Raw genomic sequence first — 18,085 nt, 5'->3', positions numbered from 1 at the left:
GCCAAGGGGCCGGGCCGGACCGCCGACGGGCACGCGGTGCCGCTGCTGGCCAACGTCGCCGGCCCCGCCGAGCTGGCGGAGGCGCTGGCCGCCGGGGCGGAGGGCGTCGGGCTCTACCGGACCGAGTTCCTCTTCCTCGACCGGGCCGAGGCCCCCGCCGTCGAGGAGCAGCGACGGGCCTACCGGGCGGCGCTGGAGGCCGTGCCCGGCGCCACCGTGGTCGTGCGCACGCTCGACGCGGGCGCCGACAAGCCGCTGCGGTTCCTGCCCGCCCCCGCCGAGCCGAACCCGGCGCTGGGGGAGCGCGGGCTGCGCCTGTTCAGGCGCTTCCCCGAGGTGATGGACGCGCAGTTGCGCGCGCTGGCGGCGGCGGCCGAGGACGCGCCGGCCGAGCTGCTGGTGATGGCGCCCATGGTGGCCACGGCCGAGGAGGCCAGATGGTTCGCCGACGCCTGCCGGGCGCGCGGGTTGTCCAAGGTGGGCGTCATGATCGAGATCCCGTCGGCGGCGCTGCGGGCCGGTCAGCTGGCCGGGGTGGTGGACTTCGTCTCGCTCGGCACCAACGACCTGGCCCAGTACGCCTTCGCCGCCGACCGCCAGCTCGGCACGGTGAGCGGGCTCCAGGACCCGTGGCAGCCGGCGCTGCTCGACCTGATCGCCATGTCCTGCGGCCACGGCAAGCCGGTGGGCATCTGCGGTGAGGCGGCCGCCGATCCGGCTCTGGCGTGCGTGCTGGTCGGTCTGGGGGCGACCACGCTGTCGATGGGGGCGGGGGCGCTGGGTGCCGTACGGGCGGCGCTGGTCGCGCACACGCTGGAGCAGTGCAGGATGGCGGCGCGCACCGCGCGGGCCCAGGTCACGGCGGCGAACGCGCGCGCGGTCGCGCGCACCCACCTGCCGGGGCTCGCGGCGCTGGGGCTGTGAACGGGCCGTTTTCGGGTCGCCGGACTCGTGCGGGCCGCGGCATGGATACCTTGGAAGGCATGTTCAGACGGATCGGCCCGGCAGGGCTCCTGGTGTTGGCGCTGACCGCGTGCGGCGGCGGCGGTGGCGCCCCGGCGAGCGCGGCCCCGGCGGGCGACGGGGCCACCCCCGCCGCCACCCCCGCGGGCAGCACGACACCACAGAGCCCGCCGCAGGCCGAGTCCGACCCGGTGCTGCGGGCCCTGCGGCGGATGACGCTGGAGGAGAAGGTCGGCCAGCTGTTCATGCCCGTCCTGTACGGCACCGCCGCCGACACCGTCTCCGGCGAGAACCAGGCCCGCTACGGCGCCCAGACCCCGGCCAAGGTGATCGCCCGCTACCACCTGGGCGGCGTGATCCTCTTCCCGGCGAACGTCAAGTCCACCGCCCAGGTCGTGCAGCTCACCAACGGCCTGCAGGAGGCGTCGAAGAAGGTCCCGCTGCTGGTCGGCACCGACCAGGAGAACGGCCTGGTCTCCCGCATGTCCGCGCTGATGACCGACTTCCCCGGCGCGGCCGAGATCGGCGCCACGAAGGACCCGGCGAACTCCAGGGCGGTGGCCAGGGCGACCGGCGAGGAGCTGCGGGCGCTCGGGGTGAACCTCGACTTCGCGCCCGTCGCCGACGTCAACGTCAACCCGCGGAACCCGGTCATCGGCAGGCGGGCCTACGGCGACGACCCGGCCGCGGTGGCGAAGATGGTCGCGGCGGCGGTCAAGGGCTTCGGCGACGCCAAGGTGGCGGCCACGGCCAAACACTTCCCGGGCCACGGCGACACCTCCGTCGACAGCCACACCGGCCTGCCGGTGATCAAGCACACCATGGCCCAGTGGGAGAGGATCGACGCGCCGCCGTTCAGGGCCGCCGTCGGCGCCGGGGTCGACGCCGTGATGAGCGCCCACATCGTCTTCCCCAAGCTCGACCCGTCGGGCGACCCGGCGACGTTGTCCAAGCCCATCCTGACCGGCCTGCTGCGGCAGAAGCTCGGCTTCAAGGGCGTGATCTCCACCGACGCGCTCAACATGGAGGGCGTGCGCAAGAAGTACGGCGACGGCGAGGTGGCGGTGCGCGCCGTACTGGCCGGGGCCGACCTGCTGCTCATGCCGTACGACCTGGGCAAGGCGTACCAGGCGGTGCTGGCGGCGGTGAAGTCGGGGCGCGTCTCCGAGGACCGCCTCGACCAGTCGGTGGTCCGGCTGCTCAGGCTCAAGCAGAAGAGGGGCCTGCTGTCGGCGGCGCCCGTCGCGTCGGCGCAGCAGGCGGCCGGCGTGCTGCGCTCGCCCGAGCACCGCAGGCTGGCCGCCAGGGTGCGGGCCGCGGGGTAGGCGCGAAGGCCGATTCGCGGGGTTCTATCCTAGAACCGGATTCGAGCGAGGAGGCGGTCGTGGTCGCAGGGGTGCTCATCGACTGGGGTGGCGTGCTCACGACCAGCCTGACCGACTCCATCGCCCGGTGGCTCGCGGCCGACCGGATCGACGCCGAGCACTACCGCTCGGTGATGCGCGAGCTGGTGGACCACGCCTACCGGGGCGGCGAGGGGCAGAACGTCGTGCACGCGCTCGAACGCGGCGAGCTCGACGGCCCGGCCTTCGAGCGCGACCTGGCCGCGCGGCTGCTCACCGTGGACGGCGTGCCGCCGGTGGCCGAGGGGCTGCTGGAGCGCATGTTCGCGGGCTTCGAACGGGTTGACGCCATGTACGACATGCTCCGCGACGTACGGAAAAATGGTGTTAAGACGTGTTTGTTGTCTAACTCCTGGTCGAACACCTACCCCCGCCACGAATGGGACGGCCTCTTCGACGCGGTCGTGATCTCCGGCGAGGTCGGCATGCGCAAGCCCGAGGAACGCATCTTCCGCCACGCCCTCGACCAGGTCGGACTGCCCGGCGAGCAGTGCGTTTTCATCGACGACATCGAGGCCAACATCCTGGCCGCCCGCGCGCTCGGCATCACCGGCATCCACCACCGCGACGCCGACACGACCCTCACAGAGCTGGAGACCGTACTCCGGCTCACGCTGCGACGGGCATGATGGTGCCCTTGCGATTTCGGAAAGGTTCGTGATGCGCGTCTATCTGCCGTGCACCCTCCCCGCCCTCGCCCGCGCGGTCGAGGCGGGGGAGCTGGGTCCGGCCCCCCTGACCGGTTACGCGGTGACCCCCGCGCTGACCGAGTGGTACGCCTCGGGCGACACCGAGGAACTGGAGTACGTCGCGCTGACCGAGGCGGCCCGCGCCTCGCTGCGCATGCTGGCCGCCGACCGCGCCGACGGCGTGGCCGCCGCGCACCGGCGGGTGGTGGTGGCCGCCGAGGTGCCCGACGGCTCGGTCTCGGCCGGCGTCGACCTGGAGGAGCGGGCCCGCGTGCGCCTGGCCGCGGCCGTCCCGATGGCGAAGGTGGCCGCGGTGCACGTCGACGACCACGGCGCCGTCGGCGACATCGAGGCCGCCGTCGAGGCGCTGCCCGCAGCCGACGACGGCGACGACGACGCCCGCTTCACGGTCGACGGCGCCGAGGCCCACGAGCTCATGTGGTACGCCACCCAGGAGATTCCGGACCTGCTGGGTTCATAGGATCGTCACCCTTGTCGAATAAGCTTGCTGGGACATGACAAAACACATCATCTGGGATTGGAACGGGACGCTCTTCCACGACGTCGAGGCCGTCGTCGGCGCCACCAACGCCCTGTTCAAGCCGTACGCGCTGCCTGAGCTGACCGCCGACGGGTTCCGTGCGGTCTACACCCGCCCCATCTGGGTCGCCTACGAGCGGCTGCTCGGCAGGCCGCTGGCCGAGGGGGAGTGGGAGCTGCTGGACGACGGGTTCCACGAGCACTACTTCAGGCTCAGCGCCGCCTGCGGGCTGGCCCCCGACGCCGAGGTGGTGCTCGGGGGCTGGGCCGGCACCCAGTCGCTGTGCTCGATGGCCCCCCACGCCCATCTCGTGCCGATCGTCGAGTCCTTCGGCATCACCCGGCACTTCACCCGGATCGACGGCCTGGTCGGCACCACGGGCGGCGAGAAGGCCGTGCACATGACCGCGCACATCGAGGCCCTCGACCTCGACCCCGGCGAGATCCTGGTGATCGGCGACAGCGTCGACGACGGGCTCGCCGCGCGGCACGTGGGCGCGCGGGCGGTGCTCTACACCGGCGGCATGACCACGCGGGCCGAGCTGGAGGGCACCGGCCTGCCCGTGGTGGACACGCTCGCCCAGGCGCTCCAGTACGCCTGAAGGGGGACATGCCGGATCCGCCGGGGGGGCAGCCCCCGGCCGGGCCGGGGCCGTACCCTTGCCGGGAACCCCTCAGGAGGTCGCCATCAACCGCCTTGTGCTCTGGAACGTCGATCTCACCCTGGTCGACGTCGCCATCGTGACCCGGGACGCCTACGCCGAGGCGTTCCGCGCCGTGACCGGCCGGCCGCTGGTCAAGCTCGTGCCGCCGCTCGGCCGTCCCGACTCCGAGATCGTCTTCGAGACGCTGGCCGTCAACGGCATCGCGGCCGAGGACGACCACCTGCCCAGGTTCCTGGCCGCCCTCGCCCTCGCCTTCGCCGACCGGCGCGGCCGGCTGGCCAAGGAGGGCCGGATGATGCCGGGGGCCAAGGACGCGCTGAAGTCGGTGGCCCGGCTCGACGGCGTCGTGCAGTCGGTGCTGACCGGCACGATCAAGGGCAACGCCGTGCACAAGCTCAAGGCGTTCGGGCTGGACAGGTACGTCGACTTCGAGCTCGGCGGCTACGGCGAGGAGGTCTACCCCAAGGCGACGCTGCTGCAGGTCGCGCAGGGCAGGGCCAAGCAGCGGCTGGGCACGCCGTTCACGGCGGCCAACACGGTGGTGATCGGCGACTCCACGCGCGACGTGCAGGCCGCCAGGATCGGCGGGGCCGCCGTGATCGGGGTCGCCTCGGGGCGGTCGACGGCCGCCGAGCTGCGCGAGGCGGGCGCCGACCTGGTGCTGCCCGATCTGTCGGACGCCTCGGAGGTGGTGGCCGCGGTGGCCGGCCTGACCTCCCCGCTGGACCGCAAGGCCGGCTGACTCCCACCTCCCGGCTGACCTTGCCCGCTCGCGCGCGCTCGTGCGGCCCGTCAGGGCAGGGCGGCGAGGAAGCGGGCGGCGACGGGGGACGCCACGGCCGAGCCGGCGCCGCCGCCCTCCACGATCACCGCGAACGCCACGTCCCCCTTGTAGCCGATGAACCACGAGTGCGCGGGCGGCTCCTTGCCCGAGCCGTACTCGGCCGTCCCGGTCTTGCCCGCGGTGCCCGCGGGGAAGTGCGCGCCCTTGGCGGTGCCGTCCGTGACGACGGCGGGCATGAGCTTGCGCAGGGCCGACACCACGCCCCGCTCCAGCGGGCGCGGACGGTCGTCGGAGGCCATCTCCTTGGACACGATCCGCGGCGGGATCCAGGCGCCCGAGGCGATGGCGGCGGCGACGGAGGCCATGTTGAGCGGGCTGGCCAGCACCCGGCCCTGGCCGATGGAGGCCGAGGCGAGGTCGGTGTCGTCCTTGGGGTCGGGGAACTCGGCCCGCACGGCGGGCACGCCCGGCTTGATCGGGACGCCGAAGCCGAAGCTCCTGGCCACCTCGGCCAGCCTGCCGCCGTTCAGCTCGGCCACGCTCATCTCGCCGAACGTCGTGTTGCACGAGTGCGCGAAGGCGTCCTGGAAGGAGAGCGTGCCGTAGTCCTTGAAGCCGGCGTTGTGGAAGGGGAAGCCGCCGATGTTCTTCTCGGCCGGGCAGGTGACCGTCCTGCCCGGCTCGACCCCGTCCGCGACCAGCGCCGAGGCCGTCACGACCTTGAACGTCGAGCCGGGCGGGTACTTGCCGAGCAGCGCCCGGTTGAAGCCGCCGGGCTTGTTGACCACGGCCAGGATCTCGGCGGTCGAGGCGCGCAGCGCCACCAGCGAGGCCGGCTTGGTGACGCCTTCCAGCGCCGCGGCCCCCGCCGCGTGCACCTTCAGGTCGATGGTGGTGCTGAACGGCTTGGTGCCGCCCGGCTTGGCCAGCGTCTCGACCAGCTCGTCGCCCTTGTAGAGGCCGATGATGGAGTCGCCGCCCAGGTCGAAGCGGTCGGGGTAGGTCTGCTTGATGCCCTCGACCAGCTGCTGCACCGAGCCGGGGGCGTCCGCGCCGCCGATCTCGGTGCCGTCGGCGGCCAGGACGCGGGTGGAGTCGCGCTTCTGGGCGACCAGGCGCAGCGAGAGGCCCTTCCTGAGCTTGGGGTGGATGGTGGCCGGGGTCCAGGCGACCTTCCAGGCGCCGTCCCGCTCGACCAGCTTGAGCCGGCTGCCGTACGTCCAGTCCCGGGGGCCGGTCAGGCTGACGTTGAAACCCAGGTAGCCGTCGTCGTCCGGGCCGTCGTCGGCGAAGGGGCCGGTCGAGCGGGAGCGGGCGAAGGTGGCCTGGTCGACCTTGAGGTCGGTGCGGAAACGCCGGTGCCAGGCCTCGAAGTCGGTGGGCGGGTCGGCGACGAGCGCCCGCATCTTCGCATAATCCTGGACGGACCAGGCCGAGAGGTATTCGTCGGTCGTCTGCTCGGGTGAGCCCTTCGTGCGCAACAGCCAGACCGTGGCCCCCGCCGCCACGATCAGCACGACAAGGACGGCCAGGACCAGCGGCCACCTGCGCCGCCGTCCGCGACGTGCTCCTTCCGGCCGGGCGCGCCCGTACAGTGTCCCCGTTTGTGATGCCATGGCCCGAGGACACCAGAGCCGGAAGAGTTCCGTCCAATATTGATATGACGGTCTTATGGATATAAATCTGGATATAGTGGCTGGTCATGGACTTGGTCCGGCATCTCCGCTACTTCGTCGTCGTGGCGGAGGAACTGCACTTCGGGAACGCCGCGATCCGCCTCGGCATGGCGCAGCCGCCGCTCAGCCAGCGCATCAAACGTCTGGAGGAGGAGCTCGGCGTGCAGCTCTTCGACCGCTCCGCCCGGCAGGTACGCCTGACCGAGGCCGGACGGCTGCTGCTCGGCGAGTCCCGCGAGATCGTCTCCAGGGTCGAGCGGCTGCGCGAGCTGGCCCGCCGCGGCGACGGCGGCGTGCTCAAGATCGGGGTGCCGCCCGACCTGGCCGCCTCCGTGATCGCCGCCCTGGTCGCGGGCTTCCGCGCGGTCAACCCGGACGTACGGCTCGTCCCCGTCGAGACCTGGACGGCCGACCAGGTGTCCGCCCTGGCCGGAGGCACGATCGACGTCGGGCTCGTCCGCCATCCGGTCGCCGCCCCCGGCCTGGACTTCGGCCAGGTGCTCGTGCAGCCCCTGGGCGTGCTGCTGGCCGGGGACGACCCGCTGGCCGGGGCCGGCGAGGTGCACCTGACCGATCTGGCCGGGCGCGAGCTGTTGATGCCGCCCAAGGAGGGCGAGCCGGGCTGGCACGCCGAGACGCTGGCCGAGTGCCGCCGCCACGGGTACGTGCCCGGCCAGGTGCACCAAGGCGCCGGGCTCGGCCTGGTGCTCGCCGGCCAGGCGGTGGCGTTCGGGCCCAGGGCGGACGTCCCTGGGCTGGCCTGGCGGCCGCTGCTAGGCTCGCCGATCGCGTGCCGGGTCTCCACGGCCTGGCGCGCGGCGACGGGCCCGAAGCAGGACTGGGTCGCCGAGTTCTCGGACGTCGCCGTACGCACGTTGAAGGAGAGCGCCGGGATGACCGACGAGGGCGCCGCGCCCGCGCGGCGGATCAGCCGGAGGCCGGGGATGCTGGCATGAGCGATCCCGACTACGCGTCGCTGTTCCGGATGGCCGGGGTGACGGGCTGGCTGCACGCCTGCGACATCGACTCCGGACGGGAGTCCGGCCACGGCGCCGACGAGCCGATGCCCCTGGCGTCGGTGTACAAGCTGCCGCTGCTGGTCGAGTTCTGCCGGCAGGCCGACGCCGGGCGGCTGGACGCGACGGCCCCGACGACCGTGACGTCCGGCCAGCGGGTCTCGGGGCCCACGGGCCTGTCGGCCATGCTCGACGACGTGACGATGTCGCTGCGCGACCTGGCGTACCTGATGATGGCGGTGAGCGACAACACCTCCGCCGACGTGCTGCTCGACCGGGTGGGCATGGACAACGTCAACGCCATGCTGGACGCCTTCGGCCTCGACGGCACCCGGATGCTGCAGAGCGGCCGCGACCTGTACGAGACCATGGAGCTGGACACCGGCCACGGGTGGCCGTACCTGGATCCCGACGACATCTCCCGCATGCGGGCGCTCGACCCCGCGCACACCAACCGCAGCACCCCGCGCGAGATGACCCGCCTGCTGTCCATGATCTGGCGGGACGAGGCCGCCTCGCCGCAGTCGTGCTCCTGGATGCGCGGCGTGCTCAATATGCAGGTCTGGCCCCACCGGCTGGCCTCGGGCTTCCCGTACGACGACGTCGAGGTCGGCGGCAAGACCGGGTCGCTGCCGACGCTGCGCACCGAGGTCGGCGTGGTCGAGTACCCCGACGGCGGCCGGTACGCGGTGGCGGTGTTCACCCGCTCGTTCAGCACGGCGGTCATCCAGCCGCGCGCGGACGCGGTGATCGGCACCGCCGCCCGTATGGCGGTGGACCACCTACGGAGGTAGCAAGTTATGGGGGAGGTCAGGTATGACTTTCCACCTGACGGGCGACAGGATGGGGCACATGGTTGCTGAAGGTGCGCTTCTCTGGGAACCGACCGGCGAGGTCGTGTCCGCCGCCAAGCTGACCCGCTACCTGGAGTGGCTGGGGCGGTCCGGCGCGAGCTACGAGGAGGTGTGGCAGTGGTCCGTCGACCGTCCTGAGGAGTTCTGGACGTCGATCTGGGACTACTTCGACGTCGTCGGGGAGCGCGGCGACGGGCCGGTGTTGTCGGGGGAGATGCCGGGCGCGACCTGGTTCGCGGGCGCCGAGGTCAACTACGCCGAGAACGCGTTGCGGCGCACCGAGGGCACCGCCCTGGTCTTCGTCTCCGAGGACGGCGCCCGCCAGGAGCTGACCCACGCCGAGCTGCGCGACGAGGTGGCCCGCGTCCGTGCCGGCCTGGCCAGGCTCGGCGTCACCAGGGGCGACCGCGTGGCCGGCTACCTGCCGAACATCCCGCAGGCCCTGATCGCCTTCCTCGCCACGGCCTCGCTCGGCGCCGTCTGGTCGGCCGGCTCGCCCGACTTCGGGGTGCCGAGCATCGTCGACCGGTTCCGGCAGATCGAGCCCAAGGTGCTCATCGCGGTCGACGGCTACCACTACAACGGCAAGAGCTACGACCGTTCCGACGCCGTGAACGAGATCGCCGCCGAGCTGCCCACGCTGCGCGCCACGGTCTGGATCCCCTACCTGTCGGCGGCCGGCGAGGGCCGCGCCCCCCAGGAGGCCGAGCCGGCCGCCGCGCACGCCCGGTCGGTGCCGCACGGCGAGGTCATCGGCTGGGAGGGGCTGCGGGCCGAGGCGGGGCCGCTGGAGTTCGAGCGGGTGCCGTTCGGTCATCCGCTGTGGATCCTCTACTCCAGCGGCACGACCGGGCTGCCCAAGCCGATCGTGCACGGGCACGGCGGCGTGCTGCTGGAACACCTCAAGTCGCTCGCCTTCCACCAGGACCTGGGCGAGGGCGATGTGTTCTTCTGGTACACCACCACGGGCTGGATGATGTGGAACTACCTCGTCGGCGCCCTGCTGGTGGGGGCCACGCCGGTGCTCTACGACGGCTCGGCCACGCATCCCTCGCCCGCCGCGCTCTGGCGGATCGCCGCCTCGGAGAAGGTGACGTACTTCGGGGTGGGGGCGCCGTACATCATGGCCTCGCTGAAGGCCGGGCTGCGTCCGGACGGGCTGGAACGGCTGCGCGGCATCGGCTCGACCGGCTCGCCGCTGCCGCCCGAGGGCTTCGCCTGGGTCGCCGCCGAGCTGCCCGGCACGCCGATCGGGTCGTTCTCCGGCGGCACCGACGTGTGCACGGGGTTCGTCGGGGCCACGATGCTCCACCCGATCAGGGCGGGGATCATCCCGTGCCGGTCGCTGGGGGCCAAGGTGGAGTCGTACGACCCCAAGGGCGAGCCGGTGGTGGGCGAGGTGGGCGAGCTGGTGCTGACCAAGCCGATGCCCTCGATGCCGGTGATGTTCTGGAACGACCCCGACGGGCGGCGCTACTTCGACAGCTACTTCGACGTCTACCCGGGCGTGTGGCGGCACGGCGACTGGATCAAGATCAACGAGGACGGCAGCTGCGTCATCTACGGCCGCTCCGACTCGACGCTCAACCGCGGCGGCGTGCGCATGGGCACCAGCGAGTTCTACCGGGTCGTGGAGCGGTTCGACGAGATCGCCGACAGCCTCGTGATCGACACCGGGCAGCTCGGCCAGGAGGGCAGCCTGCTGCTCTACGTCACCCTCGCCGAGGGCGCCGAGTTCGGCGAGCCGCTCGAACGCGCCCTGTGCGCGGCCCTGCGCCAGGAGCTGTCGCCCCGGCACGTGCCGAACGAGATCCGCGTCGTGCCCGGCATCCCCCGGACGTTGTCCGGCAAGAAGCTGGAGGTGCCGGTGCGCAAGATCCTGCTCGGCACGCCCGTCGAGGAGGCGGCCAACCCCGACGCCATGGCCAACCCGGAGGTGCTGCGGCACTTCAGGCCGTGACGGGAAGGGCTCAGGGCTCCAGGCCGAACAGGGGCAGGCAGGCGTCGAGGTTGCGGATCTCGACGTCGGGGGACGGCGACCAGTCCTCGCGGGCCATGCGGAAGCGCCGGGTGACGACCGGCTCGCCCTGGCGCGCGTGCACGGTGACGCCGTCCTCGCGGTAGCCGAGCTTCCTGGTCACCGCCAGCGAGGCGTGGTTGTCCTCGAACGCCTCCGTCACGGCGTGCCGCGCGCCGAGCCCGGCGAAGGCGAGGTGCAGGACGGCCCTGCGCATCTCCGTGCCGATGCCGCGGCCCTGGAACCGCCGGCCCAGCCAGGAGCCCGTCTTGACCTCGCGGGTGACGGGAAAGCTGGCCGCCATGACGCCCTGGGTGCCGACGACCTGGCCCTCGTGCACCACGACCAGCTCCAGCGACCAGTCGTCGGCGGTGAACCCGGCCCAGTTGCGGAAGTGGTACTGCACCGTACGGCGGGCCCGCTCGGCCGGGGGCGCCTCGGTCCACGGGAACATGAACGGCATGAAACCCGCCTCGTGGACGCCCTCGGCCGCCCGGTCGGCCAGTTCGTCGAGGTCGTCGAGGGTGGGGTGCCGCAGTTCCAGCCGCGGCGTGGTGATGGAGAGCTCAAAGAGCGGCCAGTTACGCATATTCCGGCATACTTCCAGGCGGACCTCCGCGTGCGCGACTCATTTTTTTGCCCGGCCCCGAACTTCGCCGGAAAGGATTTGCCGAACGGTGTGCGTTCCGGGTCTCGCCTTGGCTAAGGTTGGGGCTGTTCGGAGGGGTGAACAGAGGCCGGGCGGGTGAATGCGCAGCTCGCTCCCCGGCCTCTGGAGATAAGGCGGATGCGTCCATGGCGCATCCGCCTTTTCTTTGTTCCGCTGATTTCGCGCGTGTCTCGCCTCGGTCCACGCTTGCTAAAGGTTTGACCGTGCCGTCGCATAAAAGCGATATGCCGGTTTTTAGCGGGATTTGCCAGTGTCGTGAATTGTCGGCGATCTGGGTAGGCGTTGACCTATGATCACAAAGGTTCGGAGAGCGGTTGTTTTCGCCGCTCTCGGGTGTGGTGGGCTTCCCTTCCTGGCCGGTACGCCCGCCGTGGCGGACACGCCGGACAAAGCGGACAGGGCGGACGCGGCGGACACGGTTGACATAGAAGACAGGGCGTACCGGCCGGACAGGGTGGACCGGGCAGAAACCGTGGACCGGGTAGAAAGGGTGTACCGGGCGGACAAGGCAGATAAGGCGGACAAGGCGGTGCCCGGCGGGGGGATCGTGCTGCGGCCGGGCGACCGCGGCGAGACCGTCAGGCGCCTCCAGGAGCGGCTGCACCGGAACGGCTACTACTACGGCAGGCTCAACGGCGTCTACGACGAGCAGACCAAGTTCGGCGTGTGGGCCTTCCAGAAGCACCGGCACCTGCGTCCCCAGGGTGCGGTCGGGCCAGAGGTGTGGCGGGCCTTCGACCGTCCGGTGCGGATGAAGCCGCTGGTCCCGCGCGGCGAGGCGGACCGGGTCGAGATCAATCTGCGCTACCAGCTGCTCGTCGTCTACCGCCACCGCCGCCCGGCGCTCATCTCGCACGTCTCGACGGGCGCGCGGGTGAACTACTGCGAGAACGGCCACTGCGGCAACGCGATCACCCCGACCGGCGACTTCCACGTCACCAGCCGCGCGCCGGGCTGGACCGAAGGCCCGCTGGGCACGATGTACGACTCGCTCTACTTCGTCGGGGGCATCGCCATGCACGGCTCGTCGAAGGTGCCGCTGCGGCCCGCCTCGCACGGCTGCGTCCGCCTGCCGCTGCCCACCTCGAAGCGGCTGTTCGACATGGTGAAGATCGGCGAGCCGGTCTATGTGCGGGAGAAGTAGGTCAGACGCCTTGCGGCAGGCGGAACAGCCGGTCGGGGTCGTAGGTGGCCTTCACCTCGGCCAGGCGGGCGGCGTTGGGGCCGTAGTAGGCGCCGCGCCAGCCGGTCAGGTCGGGGTCGACGTAGTTCACGTAGGCGTGCTCGCCGAAGTGCGGGGTCAGCTCGCCGTGCAGCCGGCGCAGCCACGTCCGGTCCGTGCCCTTCGCGTAGTACTGCACGCTGTAGAGCGCGGCCCGGTGCGGGAACGCCGTGGCCGCCGGCTTGACCCGGCCCACCGCGCCGCCGAGCGCGTCCAGCAGCACGGCGTGCCGTCCGCCGCGCGCCACCCCGTCCACCAGGCGGCGCACGCCGTCGGCGGGGAGCTCGGCGTAGGCCAGGTGCGACTTGGCGGCGAACGCCTCCCGCCGCGGCCGCCGGCACTGCGCCACCGGCCGTGACGCGCATCCCGCCATGATCATCATGGCCTCCCGGTACGACGTCGTCCGCACCGACCTCGACGACGGCGCGCCGACCCGGGCGACCAGCGGGGCGAGCAGGCGGTCCAGTGACGCCTTCGTGCCCTCGTACGTGCCGACGAGGAGCACGTCCAGGTCGCGTTCCTCGCGCGCCAGGTGCAGCGAGGACCACAGCTCGTCCGGCGCGGACGGGGCCCACGACTGCCAGGCGCGCACCGCGGCCCCGGCCCTGGACCATGGCCAGTGCAGGAAGAACACGGTCAGGTCGCGGGTGGCGTGGGTGCGGAAGGTGAAGGAGACCGCGACGCCGACGTTGCCGCCGCCACCGCCGCGGCAGGCCCAGTAGAGGCCGGAGTGGTGGGTGGCGTCCGCGGTCAGCAGGCGGCCGTCGGCCGTGACCACGCGTACGGACTCCAGCGTGTCGCAGGTCAGGCCGTACTTCCTGGACACCACCCCGATGCCGCCGCCCAGCGCCAGCCCGGCGATCCCGACCGTGGGGCACGAGCCAGCGGGGATGCTCACGCCGTGCCGGGCCAGCCCGTCGTAGACGTCGACCAGCTTGGCGCCCGCCCCGATCGTGGCCCGTCCGGCGGCGTAGGCGACCGTGTTCATCCGGGACACGTCGATGACCAGGCCGGTCCCGGTGGACCAGCCCGCGTAGGAGTGGCCGCCGGAGCGGGGGGCGACCGCGACGCCGCTCGCGCGCGCGAAGGCCAGGCACGCCGAGACGTCCGCCGGGCTCGCGCAGTAGGCCACCCCGCCCGGCCTGATCCGGTCGTAGGCCGGGTTGACCAGACGGCGGGCGGCGTCGTACCCGGAGTCGCCGGGCAGCACCAGCGTGCCGGCCAGCCGCCCGCGCAGCCGCGCCCAGTCCGGCGGCGGCGCCGACCGCCCGGCGCCGAGCGCGCCGGTCAGCTCAGCGCCGCGCGTGCCGGTGCCGTGGGGACCCGGGCCGTACGGTCCGGCGCCGGTGGCCGGTGCGGCGGGCGTCCTCGCGTCGGCGGCCAGTGCCAGCGGCGCGAGCGCGGTGAGGTGCAGAAAGTCGCGGCGGTCCATGGGCGTCCCCCGTCGGTCGTGTCGAACCGATCGATGAGACGCCTGGCCCTCCGGACAAGTTCGTCACAACTACATCACTACCGACATCACCCCGCTGTCCCGCCAAATCCGAAGATGTTGGTACTGGCCCCCACCCGCGTCAGCCCGGGAGCCTTCCGCAGCACGCCGTCCTTGACCAGCCGCAGCGGCGACGCGGGCGGCTTCGGCGCCTCTCCGCTCGTCTGGACGACCCGCAGGGCCAGCGCCGGGCACATCTCGACCGCCCGCCGCGCGTCCTTGACCATCCACCCCGGCACGTTACGGAACGACGGGAACCCGTAGTCGTCCAGGTCCACGAACTCCGGCAGCAGGTGCGCGCACAGGCCGTGCCCCTGACAGCGGGTCCAGTCCACCTCCAGCCGGTACTCGGGCTCCACCTCCGGCTCGGGCATCGGCAGCACGCCGCGCACCGGCCGGCCGCACGAGCCGTGCTCCAGGTGCAGCGCGATCTCGCTCTCGAACGCGTCCAGCGCCGACAGCACGAACTTGGCCGTGCCGTCGGGATGGAAGCACGCCCCACGCCGCTCGACGGCCCGCACGCACCGGCGCACGGCGTCCACGGAGCCGGTGCCCTCGGCGATCGCGCACAGGGCACGCGCCACGTCGGGCAGCCCCAGACGGCAGGGCCCGCACTGCCCGGCCGACTCGGCGGCCAGGTACGAGGCCACCCTGGCCGCCTCGCCCAGCGGGCAGGTGCCGTCACCGAGCGGCACGATGATCCCCGCGCCCAGCGTGGCGCCGGCCAGCTTCATGCCCTCCCGCGAGATCACCGCCGACCCGGCCACCTCGGCCGACAGCCACGCGCCGTGGTAGCCGCCGACCAGCACGCCGTCCCCGGCCTCGGCCTCGCACAACGCGAGCACGTCGGCCAGCAGGACGCCGGTCGGCGCCTCGATCACCGCGCCGTTGGCCGCGCCGCCGCTCACCGTGAGCAGGATCGTGCCGGGCTCCTTGCTGGTGCCCACCTCGGCGTACTTCTGGGGGCCGTACTCGGCCAGCAGCGCGAACTGGGCGTAGGTCTCGGTGTTGGACAGCAGGGTCGGCAGCCCGTCCACGCCGCTCGTCGCGGCCCGCCGCTTCCTTCCCGGCGGGATGGCCTCCTCGCCGTTCACGCCGCGGACGAGCGCGCCGCCCTCCCCGCTGATGAACCTCTCCGCCAGCCCGACGACCCGGATCGGGATGCGGCTCTCCGAACCGCCCGACACGTTCGCGGCCCGGCGTTCGGCCACGGCCGCCGCCACGGACGACTCGGCCACCTCGCCCTCGACCGTGGCCACGACCACCTCGCGGGCGCCCAGCGCCTCCGCCGCCAGGATGGCGCCGTCCAGCACGAGGTGGGGGTTGCGGGTGAGCAGCATGGCGTCCTTGGAACTGGCCGGCTCGCCCTCGGCGCCGTTGACCAGCACCACGCTCTCGCCCGTGCCCGCCGCGTCGGCCACGGCCCGCAGCTTGCGGGCGAACGGGAAGGCGGCGCCGCCCCGTCCGCGCATGTCGACCTCGTTCACCATGGAGATGAGCTCGGCCAGCTCGCGCGGCCGCGGCTCGCCGTGCAGCGTCCGGTGCGCGGGCAGGTCGAGCCGCCGGCAGTGGTCGAGCCCGGCGGTCAGCCGCGCCGGGCCCATCCGCAGCACGCGCGGCACCCGGTGCGGGATCACGACCGGCTCCCCGGGGTCGCGCGGCGCGGGCTCATCCGGCCTCCCGGTACCTGCGCCGCGCGTCGGCCAGGCTCACCGGCGCGTCGGCCGCCGCTGCGGCCGCCGCTGCCGTGGCAGCCGCTGCGGCCGCGGCCGTCGCCCGCGGCCGCTCGACGGGCACGTCCGCCGCCACCCCGGCCGTCACGGCGGGCGCCTCGACCCTCTCCGGTACGACGGGCGGCCTGCGCAGCGTGGCCAGCACCCGCACGATCAGCGCGGACCCCACCGCGGCCAGGCACGCCACGTACGACCAGGCCACCCAGCCGGCCGGTGACCGGCCGGCCGTCAGCCCGTGCATGATCGCGATGGGCCAGGCCAGGTAGGCGGCCGAGTGCAGCAGCCGCCACAACCACGGCGTGCCCCGCACGGCGAAGCGGCCCCTGAGCATCCCCGTGGCCACCGCCACGACCATCAGGTCGAAGGCGAGCGCGCCGAACCCCACGTAGATCCCGGCGACCGGCACGACCGCCGCGCCCGGCGGCGCGTGTCCCAGGCTGATCATGAGGACGATGTGCGTGACCAGGTAGGCGAGCCCGATGAGGGCGGTGGCGCGGTGCGCGAGCTGGGCCCTGACCCGGTTGGGCGGGGACAGGAACACGCGTTCGGTGGTGATCAGGCCCAGCGCGACCGTCGCGGTCAGCAGCACCAGGGCGAACACGCCCGCGTAGAACTCTAGGAAACTCACTCCTCGGCCGAGCAGCGCGACGCCGCGTTCTGTCCTGGCCAGCGCGAACACCGACAACAGGACGGCCGTCAACGAGGCGCTCGCCCCCAGCCGGACGTTCCTTGTGTCCAGCTTGGTGGGGGCGTGCCGGGGGTGTCGTCTGTGGAGCATCTATTTCCCTCCAAGGTCGGGTGAGGGTACGACTCGGAAGGCTGATGGGGACGTGTCAGCAGCGGCGACCCCGGTTGATGCACGAGACGACGAACTGCATCAGCCGTTCGGGCATGACGTTGGCGAAGTCCGCGTGGTCGGTGACCGGGTTGTGCTTCTGCTCAGGGAACGCGTCCACGGCGAACGACGGACCCTGTGGAACCGTGTAGGCGAGGAGCATGCGCAGTTGCGGAATCGCCCTGGTGCCTTGCGGACAAGCGCCGTTCTGCCCGGGGAAGACCACGTGCGTGCGGTGATTGGCGCTGTCGGTGTTCTGACCGTCCCAGCAGCTGGGGAAATCCAGAATACGAAGAACCTGACTTCCGCGCGGGCAAAGCGGATATTTATCGGGACTTATGCGATTTGTGAATCCTGTGCAGCTCCAGCGGGCGCGGGCGTTCGCGGCGCCGTTCGTCCCCGCCTTGGCGTCGCCGGTGATCAGGCGCAGGAACCTCGGCATCGCGACGACCCTGGAGGTCGCGTTGCCCCGGAACTGCAGGCTCACCGTGCCGGCGCGGATCACCCGGCCCACGTTGCCGTCGGGGTCCTGGACGTTCGCGTCCACTTTGCGGTCGCGCAGAACTGGCCAGAAGTAAGTGGATTTATCCCCTAGGCGGCAGGTGGTTCCGGCGGCGGCCAAACTCTCGTCGGTGGAGAAGCCGTCCGTGGACAGGTTGCCGACGTAGTCGTGGAGATGGTGGGCGCCGTTGCTCACGCCGGGGGCCACGATGAAATTGTCGGGGTTGTTGTGACCATTGCGGTTGGTGCCGCATTGAGCGACGAACGTGCCGCGTGAGCCGTTCCTGCCGATACCGGCGTCGAGCCTCAGGGGCTGGACCTGGCGGATGTCCACGAAGTCGGTGACGAACGGGCCGAGGTCCTTGCAGTCGTCCTGGGAGGCCGTCGGGGAGGGGGAGGCGGTCCGGGTCGGCCGGCCACGCCGGTCCTGCGACTGGTCACCGGGGTCCTGCGGGTTCTGAGGGTTCTGGGGATCTTGGGGATTCTGGGGGTTCTGGGGTGCGGTCGTGGGGATGCGGGGGGAGCGGTCGCGGCGGAACAGGCCGTCGCCGGGGTCCTCCGGCTCCGGCGACTGCGCCGGGTCGCGCAGCACGATCCCGCCGCCCTGCACCTGCTGATCCCCGCCCTGCTCCTGCCGCTCCGGAGCCTGCTGGTCGGGCGCCTGCTGATCCGGGACCTGCTGATCCGGGACCTGCTGGTCGGGTGCCTGCTCGTCAGGCGCCTGCTGGTCCGGGGCCTGCTGGTCGGGGGCGCGGTCGCGCTGGCGGCGGGAGTCGTCCTGGCTCGCCTGGGCCGGGTCGCAGTGGTCGGCCCGCGCCGGGGCCACGCCGATGACGGCGGCGGACACCAGGCCGCCCGCCGCCACGGCAAGAGCGGTCATGGCCGCGGCCATGCGCCCGGTTCTCATGGTTGTCAGCCGTTGCATGGTGGGAGGTACGCGGGCTTACACCATCAGGTTCACCCATGACCGGAGATAGTTAGAAATAACTGGAGTTATCGGAGTGGCTGCCGGACCGATAACGAAGGTG

At 72.3% G+C, this 18,085-nt stretch carries 16 protein-coding genes; 10 read left to right on the top strand and 6 right to left on the bottom strand.

Translation table 11 applies throughout. From position 1 onward, the window contains the following. From ACWCSD_RS09680 to ACWCSD_RS09655, 6 genes are all read left to right on the top strand, one after another. Positions 1 to 924 (top strand): putative PEP-binding protein (locus tag ACWCSD_RS09680; RefSeq protein WP_449913911.1); only part of this gene is annotated, 924 nt, incomplete at its 5' end. A gap of 59 nt (positions 925 to 983) precedes the next feature. Continuing rightward, complete coding sequence (gene nagZ, locus ACWCSD_RS09675; RefSeq protein ID WP_449913910.1) at positions 984 to 2,288, top strand: beta-N-acetylhexosaminidase; 1,305 nt, start codon at positions 984 to 986, stop codon at positions 2,286 to 2,288. 59 nt (positions 2,289 to 2,347) lie between these two features. Next, positions 2,348 to 2,995: an HAD family hydrolase gene (locus ACWCSD_RS09670; protein WP_357970302.1), complete on the top strand. Its 648-nt coding sequence runs from the start codon at positions 2,348 to 2,350 to the stop codon at positions 2,993 to 2,995. 31 nt (positions 2,996 to 3,026) lie between these two features. Beyond that, complete coding sequence (locus tag ACWCSD_RS09665) at positions 3,027 to 3,536, top strand: DUF6912 family protein (RefSeq protein ID WP_449913909.1); 510 nt, start codon at positions 3,027 to 3,029, stop codon at positions 3,534 to 3,536. A 34-nt stretch (positions 3,537 to 3,570) separates the two neighbouring features. Beyond that, positions 3,571 to 4,197 carry an HAD family hydrolase gene (locus ACWCSD_RS09660; protein ID WP_397164975.1) on the top strand — a complete coding sequence of 209 codons (627 nt, stop codon included), beginning with the start codon at positions 3,571 to 3,573 and terminating at the stop codon, positions 4,195 to 4,197. Positions 4,198 to 4,294: 97 nt separating this feature from the next. Continuing rightward, the gene (locus ACWCSD_RS09655) at positions 4,295 to 5,002 is read left to right on the top strand and encodes an HAD family hydrolase (RefSeq protein WP_449913907.1); all 708 of its coding nucleotides are present in this window, start codon (positions 4,295 to 4,297) and stop codon (positions 5,000 to 5,002) included. A gap of 50 nt (positions 5,003 to 5,052) precedes the next feature. On the opposite strand, the gene ACWCSD_RS09650 is transcribed toward ACWCSD_RS09655, so the two are convergent. Then, on the bottom strand, positions 5,053 to 6,660 hold the full coding sequence (locus tag ACWCSD_RS09650; protein ID WP_449913905.1) for a penicillin-binding transpeptidase domain-containing protein: 1,608 nt from the start codon (positions 6,658 to 6,660) through the stop codon (positions 5,053 to 5,055). A gap of 86 nt (positions 6,661 to 6,746) precedes the next feature. Here ACWCSD_RS09650 and ACWCSD_RS09645 point away from each other — a divergent pair, with 86 nt between their 5' ends. Genes ACWCSD_RS09645 through ACWCSD_RS09635 form a run of 3 tightly spaced genes read left to right on the top strand, consistent with a single transcriptional unit; the run spans position 6,747 to position 10,550 of the window. Beyond that, positions 6,747 to 7,676: a LysR family transcriptional regulator gene (locus ACWCSD_RS09645; RefSeq protein WP_387668750.1), complete on the top strand. Its 930-nt coding sequence runs from the start codon at positions 6,747 to 6,749 to the stop codon at positions 7,674 to 7,676. Further along, positions 7,673 to 8,530, top strand: a complete 858-nt coding sequence (locus ACWCSD_RS09640; RefSeq protein WP_449913903.1) for a serine hydrolase — start codon at positions 7,673 to 7,675, stop codon at positions 8,528 to 8,530. The genes ACWCSD_RS09645 and ACWCSD_RS09640 overlap by 4 nt, the downstream gene beginning before the upstream one ends. A gap of 58 nt (positions 8,531 to 8,588) precedes the next feature. Further along, on the top strand, positions 8,589 to 10,550 hold the full coding sequence (locus ACWCSD_RS09635) for an acetoacetate--CoA ligase (RefSeq protein WP_449913902.1): 1,962 nt from the start codon (positions 8,589 to 8,591) through the stop codon (positions 10,548 to 10,550). A 10-nt stretch (positions 10,551 to 10,560) separates the two neighbouring features. Here ACWCSD_RS09635 and ACWCSD_RS09630 read toward each other — a convergent pair whose 3' ends face one another. Further along, the gene (locus ACWCSD_RS09630; protein WP_449913901.1) at positions 10,561 to 11,196 is read right to left on the bottom strand and encodes a GNAT family N-acetyltransferase; all 636 of its coding nucleotides are present in this window, start codon (positions 11,194 to 11,196) and stop codon (positions 10,561 to 10,563) included. 553 nt (positions 11,197 to 11,749) lie between these two features. Here ACWCSD_RS09630 and ACWCSD_RS09625 point away from each other — a divergent pair. Continuing rightward, on the top strand, positions 11,750 to 12,421 hold the full coding sequence (locus ACWCSD_RS09625; RefSeq protein WP_449913900.1) for a L,D-transpeptidase family protein: 672 nt from the start codon (positions 11,750 to 11,752) through the stop codon (positions 12,419 to 12,421). Position 12,422: 1 nt separating this feature from the next. Here ACWCSD_RS09625 and ACWCSD_RS09620 read toward each other — a convergent pair whose 3' ends face one another. The 4 genes from ACWCSD_RS09620 to ACWCSD_RS09605 form a co-directional block, all read right to left on the bottom strand. Beyond that, the gene (locus ACWCSD_RS09620; RefSeq protein ID WP_449913899.1) at positions 12,423 to 13,931 is read right to left on the bottom strand and encodes an FAD-binding oxidoreductase; all 1,509 of its coding nucleotides are present in this window, start codon (positions 13,929 to 13,931) and stop codon (positions 12,423 to 12,425) included. Positions 13,932 to 14,017: 86 nt separating this feature from the next. Further along, positions 14,018 to 15,625, bottom strand: a complete 1,608-nt coding sequence (locus ACWCSD_RS09615) for an NADH-ubiquinone oxidoreductase-F iron-sulfur binding region domain-containing protein (protein WP_387668734.1) — start codon at positions 15,623 to 15,625, stop codon at positions 14,018 to 14,020. A 31-nt stretch (positions 15,626 to 15,656) separates the two neighbouring features. Continuing rightward, positions 15,657 to 16,499 (bottom strand): ferric reductase-like transmembrane domain-containing protein, encoded by an 843-nt coding sequence (locus tag ACWCSD_RS09610; RefSeq protein WP_449913897.1) that lies wholly within the window; start codon positions 16,497 to 16,499, stop codon positions 15,657 to 15,659. Positions 16,500 to 16,554: 55 nt separating this feature from the next. Continuing rightward, positions 16,555 to 17,937: a DUF1996 domain-containing protein gene (locus ACWCSD_RS09605; RefSeq protein ID WP_449913896.1), complete on the bottom strand. Its 1,383-nt coding sequence runs from the start codon at positions 17,935 to 17,937 to the stop codon at positions 16,555 to 16,557. Positions 17,938 to 18,085: the final 148 nt, after the last annotated feature.

This window comes from Nonomuraea sp. NPDC001684, assembly GCF_053596515.1.
Note: the sequence above shows the minus strand (reverse complement) of the source record. Positions and strands in the feature narration are given on the sequence as shown.

Excerpts from the sequence above, each read along its gene's own strand:
- ACWCSD_RS09640 (WP_449913903.1), top strand. The coding sequence starts at position 7,673 with ATGAGCGATCCCGACTACGCGTCGCTGTTCCGGATGGCCGGGGTGACG.
- ACWCSD_RS09610 (WP_449913897.1), bottom strand. The coding sequence starts at position 16,499 with ATGCTCCACAGACGACACCCCCGGCACGCCCCCACCAAGCTGGACACA.
- ACWCSD_RS09635 (WP_449913902.1), top strand. The coding sequence starts at position 8,589 with ATGGTTGCTGAAGGTGCGCTTCTCTGGGAACCGACCGGCGAGGTCGTG.
- ACWCSD_RS09660 (WP_397164975.1), top strand. The coding sequence starts at position 3,571 with ATGACAAAACACATCATCTGGGATTGGAACGGGACGCTCTTCCACGAC.
- ACWCSD_RS09605 (WP_449913896.1), bottom strand. The coding sequence starts at position 17,937 with ATGACCGCTCTTGCCGTGGCGGCGGGCGGCCTGGTGTCCGCCGCCGTC.
- nagZ (WP_449913910.1), top strand. The coding sequence starts at position 984 with ATGTTCAGACGGATCGGCCCGGCAGGGCTCCTGGTGTTGGCGCTGACC.
- ACWCSD_RS09650 (WP_449913905.1), bottom strand. The coding sequence starts at position 6,660 with ATGGCATCACAAACGGGGACACTGTACGGGCGCGCCCGGCCGGAAGGA.
- ACWCSD_RS09630 (WP_449913901.1), bottom strand. The coding sequence starts at position 11,196 with ATGCGTAACTGGCCGCTCTTTGAGCTCTCCATCACCACGCCGCGGCTG.
- ACWCSD_RS09645 (WP_387668750.1), top strand. The coding sequence starts at position 6,747 with ATGGACTTGGTCCGGCATCTCCGCTACTTCGTCGTCGTGGCGGAGGAA.
- ACWCSD_RS09620 (WP_449913899.1), bottom strand. The coding sequence starts at position 13,931 with ATGGACCGCCGCGACTTTCTGCACCTCACCGCGCTCGCGCCGCTGGCA.
- ACWCSD_RS09665 (WP_449913909.1), top strand. The coding sequence starts at position 3,027 with ATGCGCGTCTATCTGCCGTGCACCCTCCCCGCCCTCGCCCGCGCGGTC.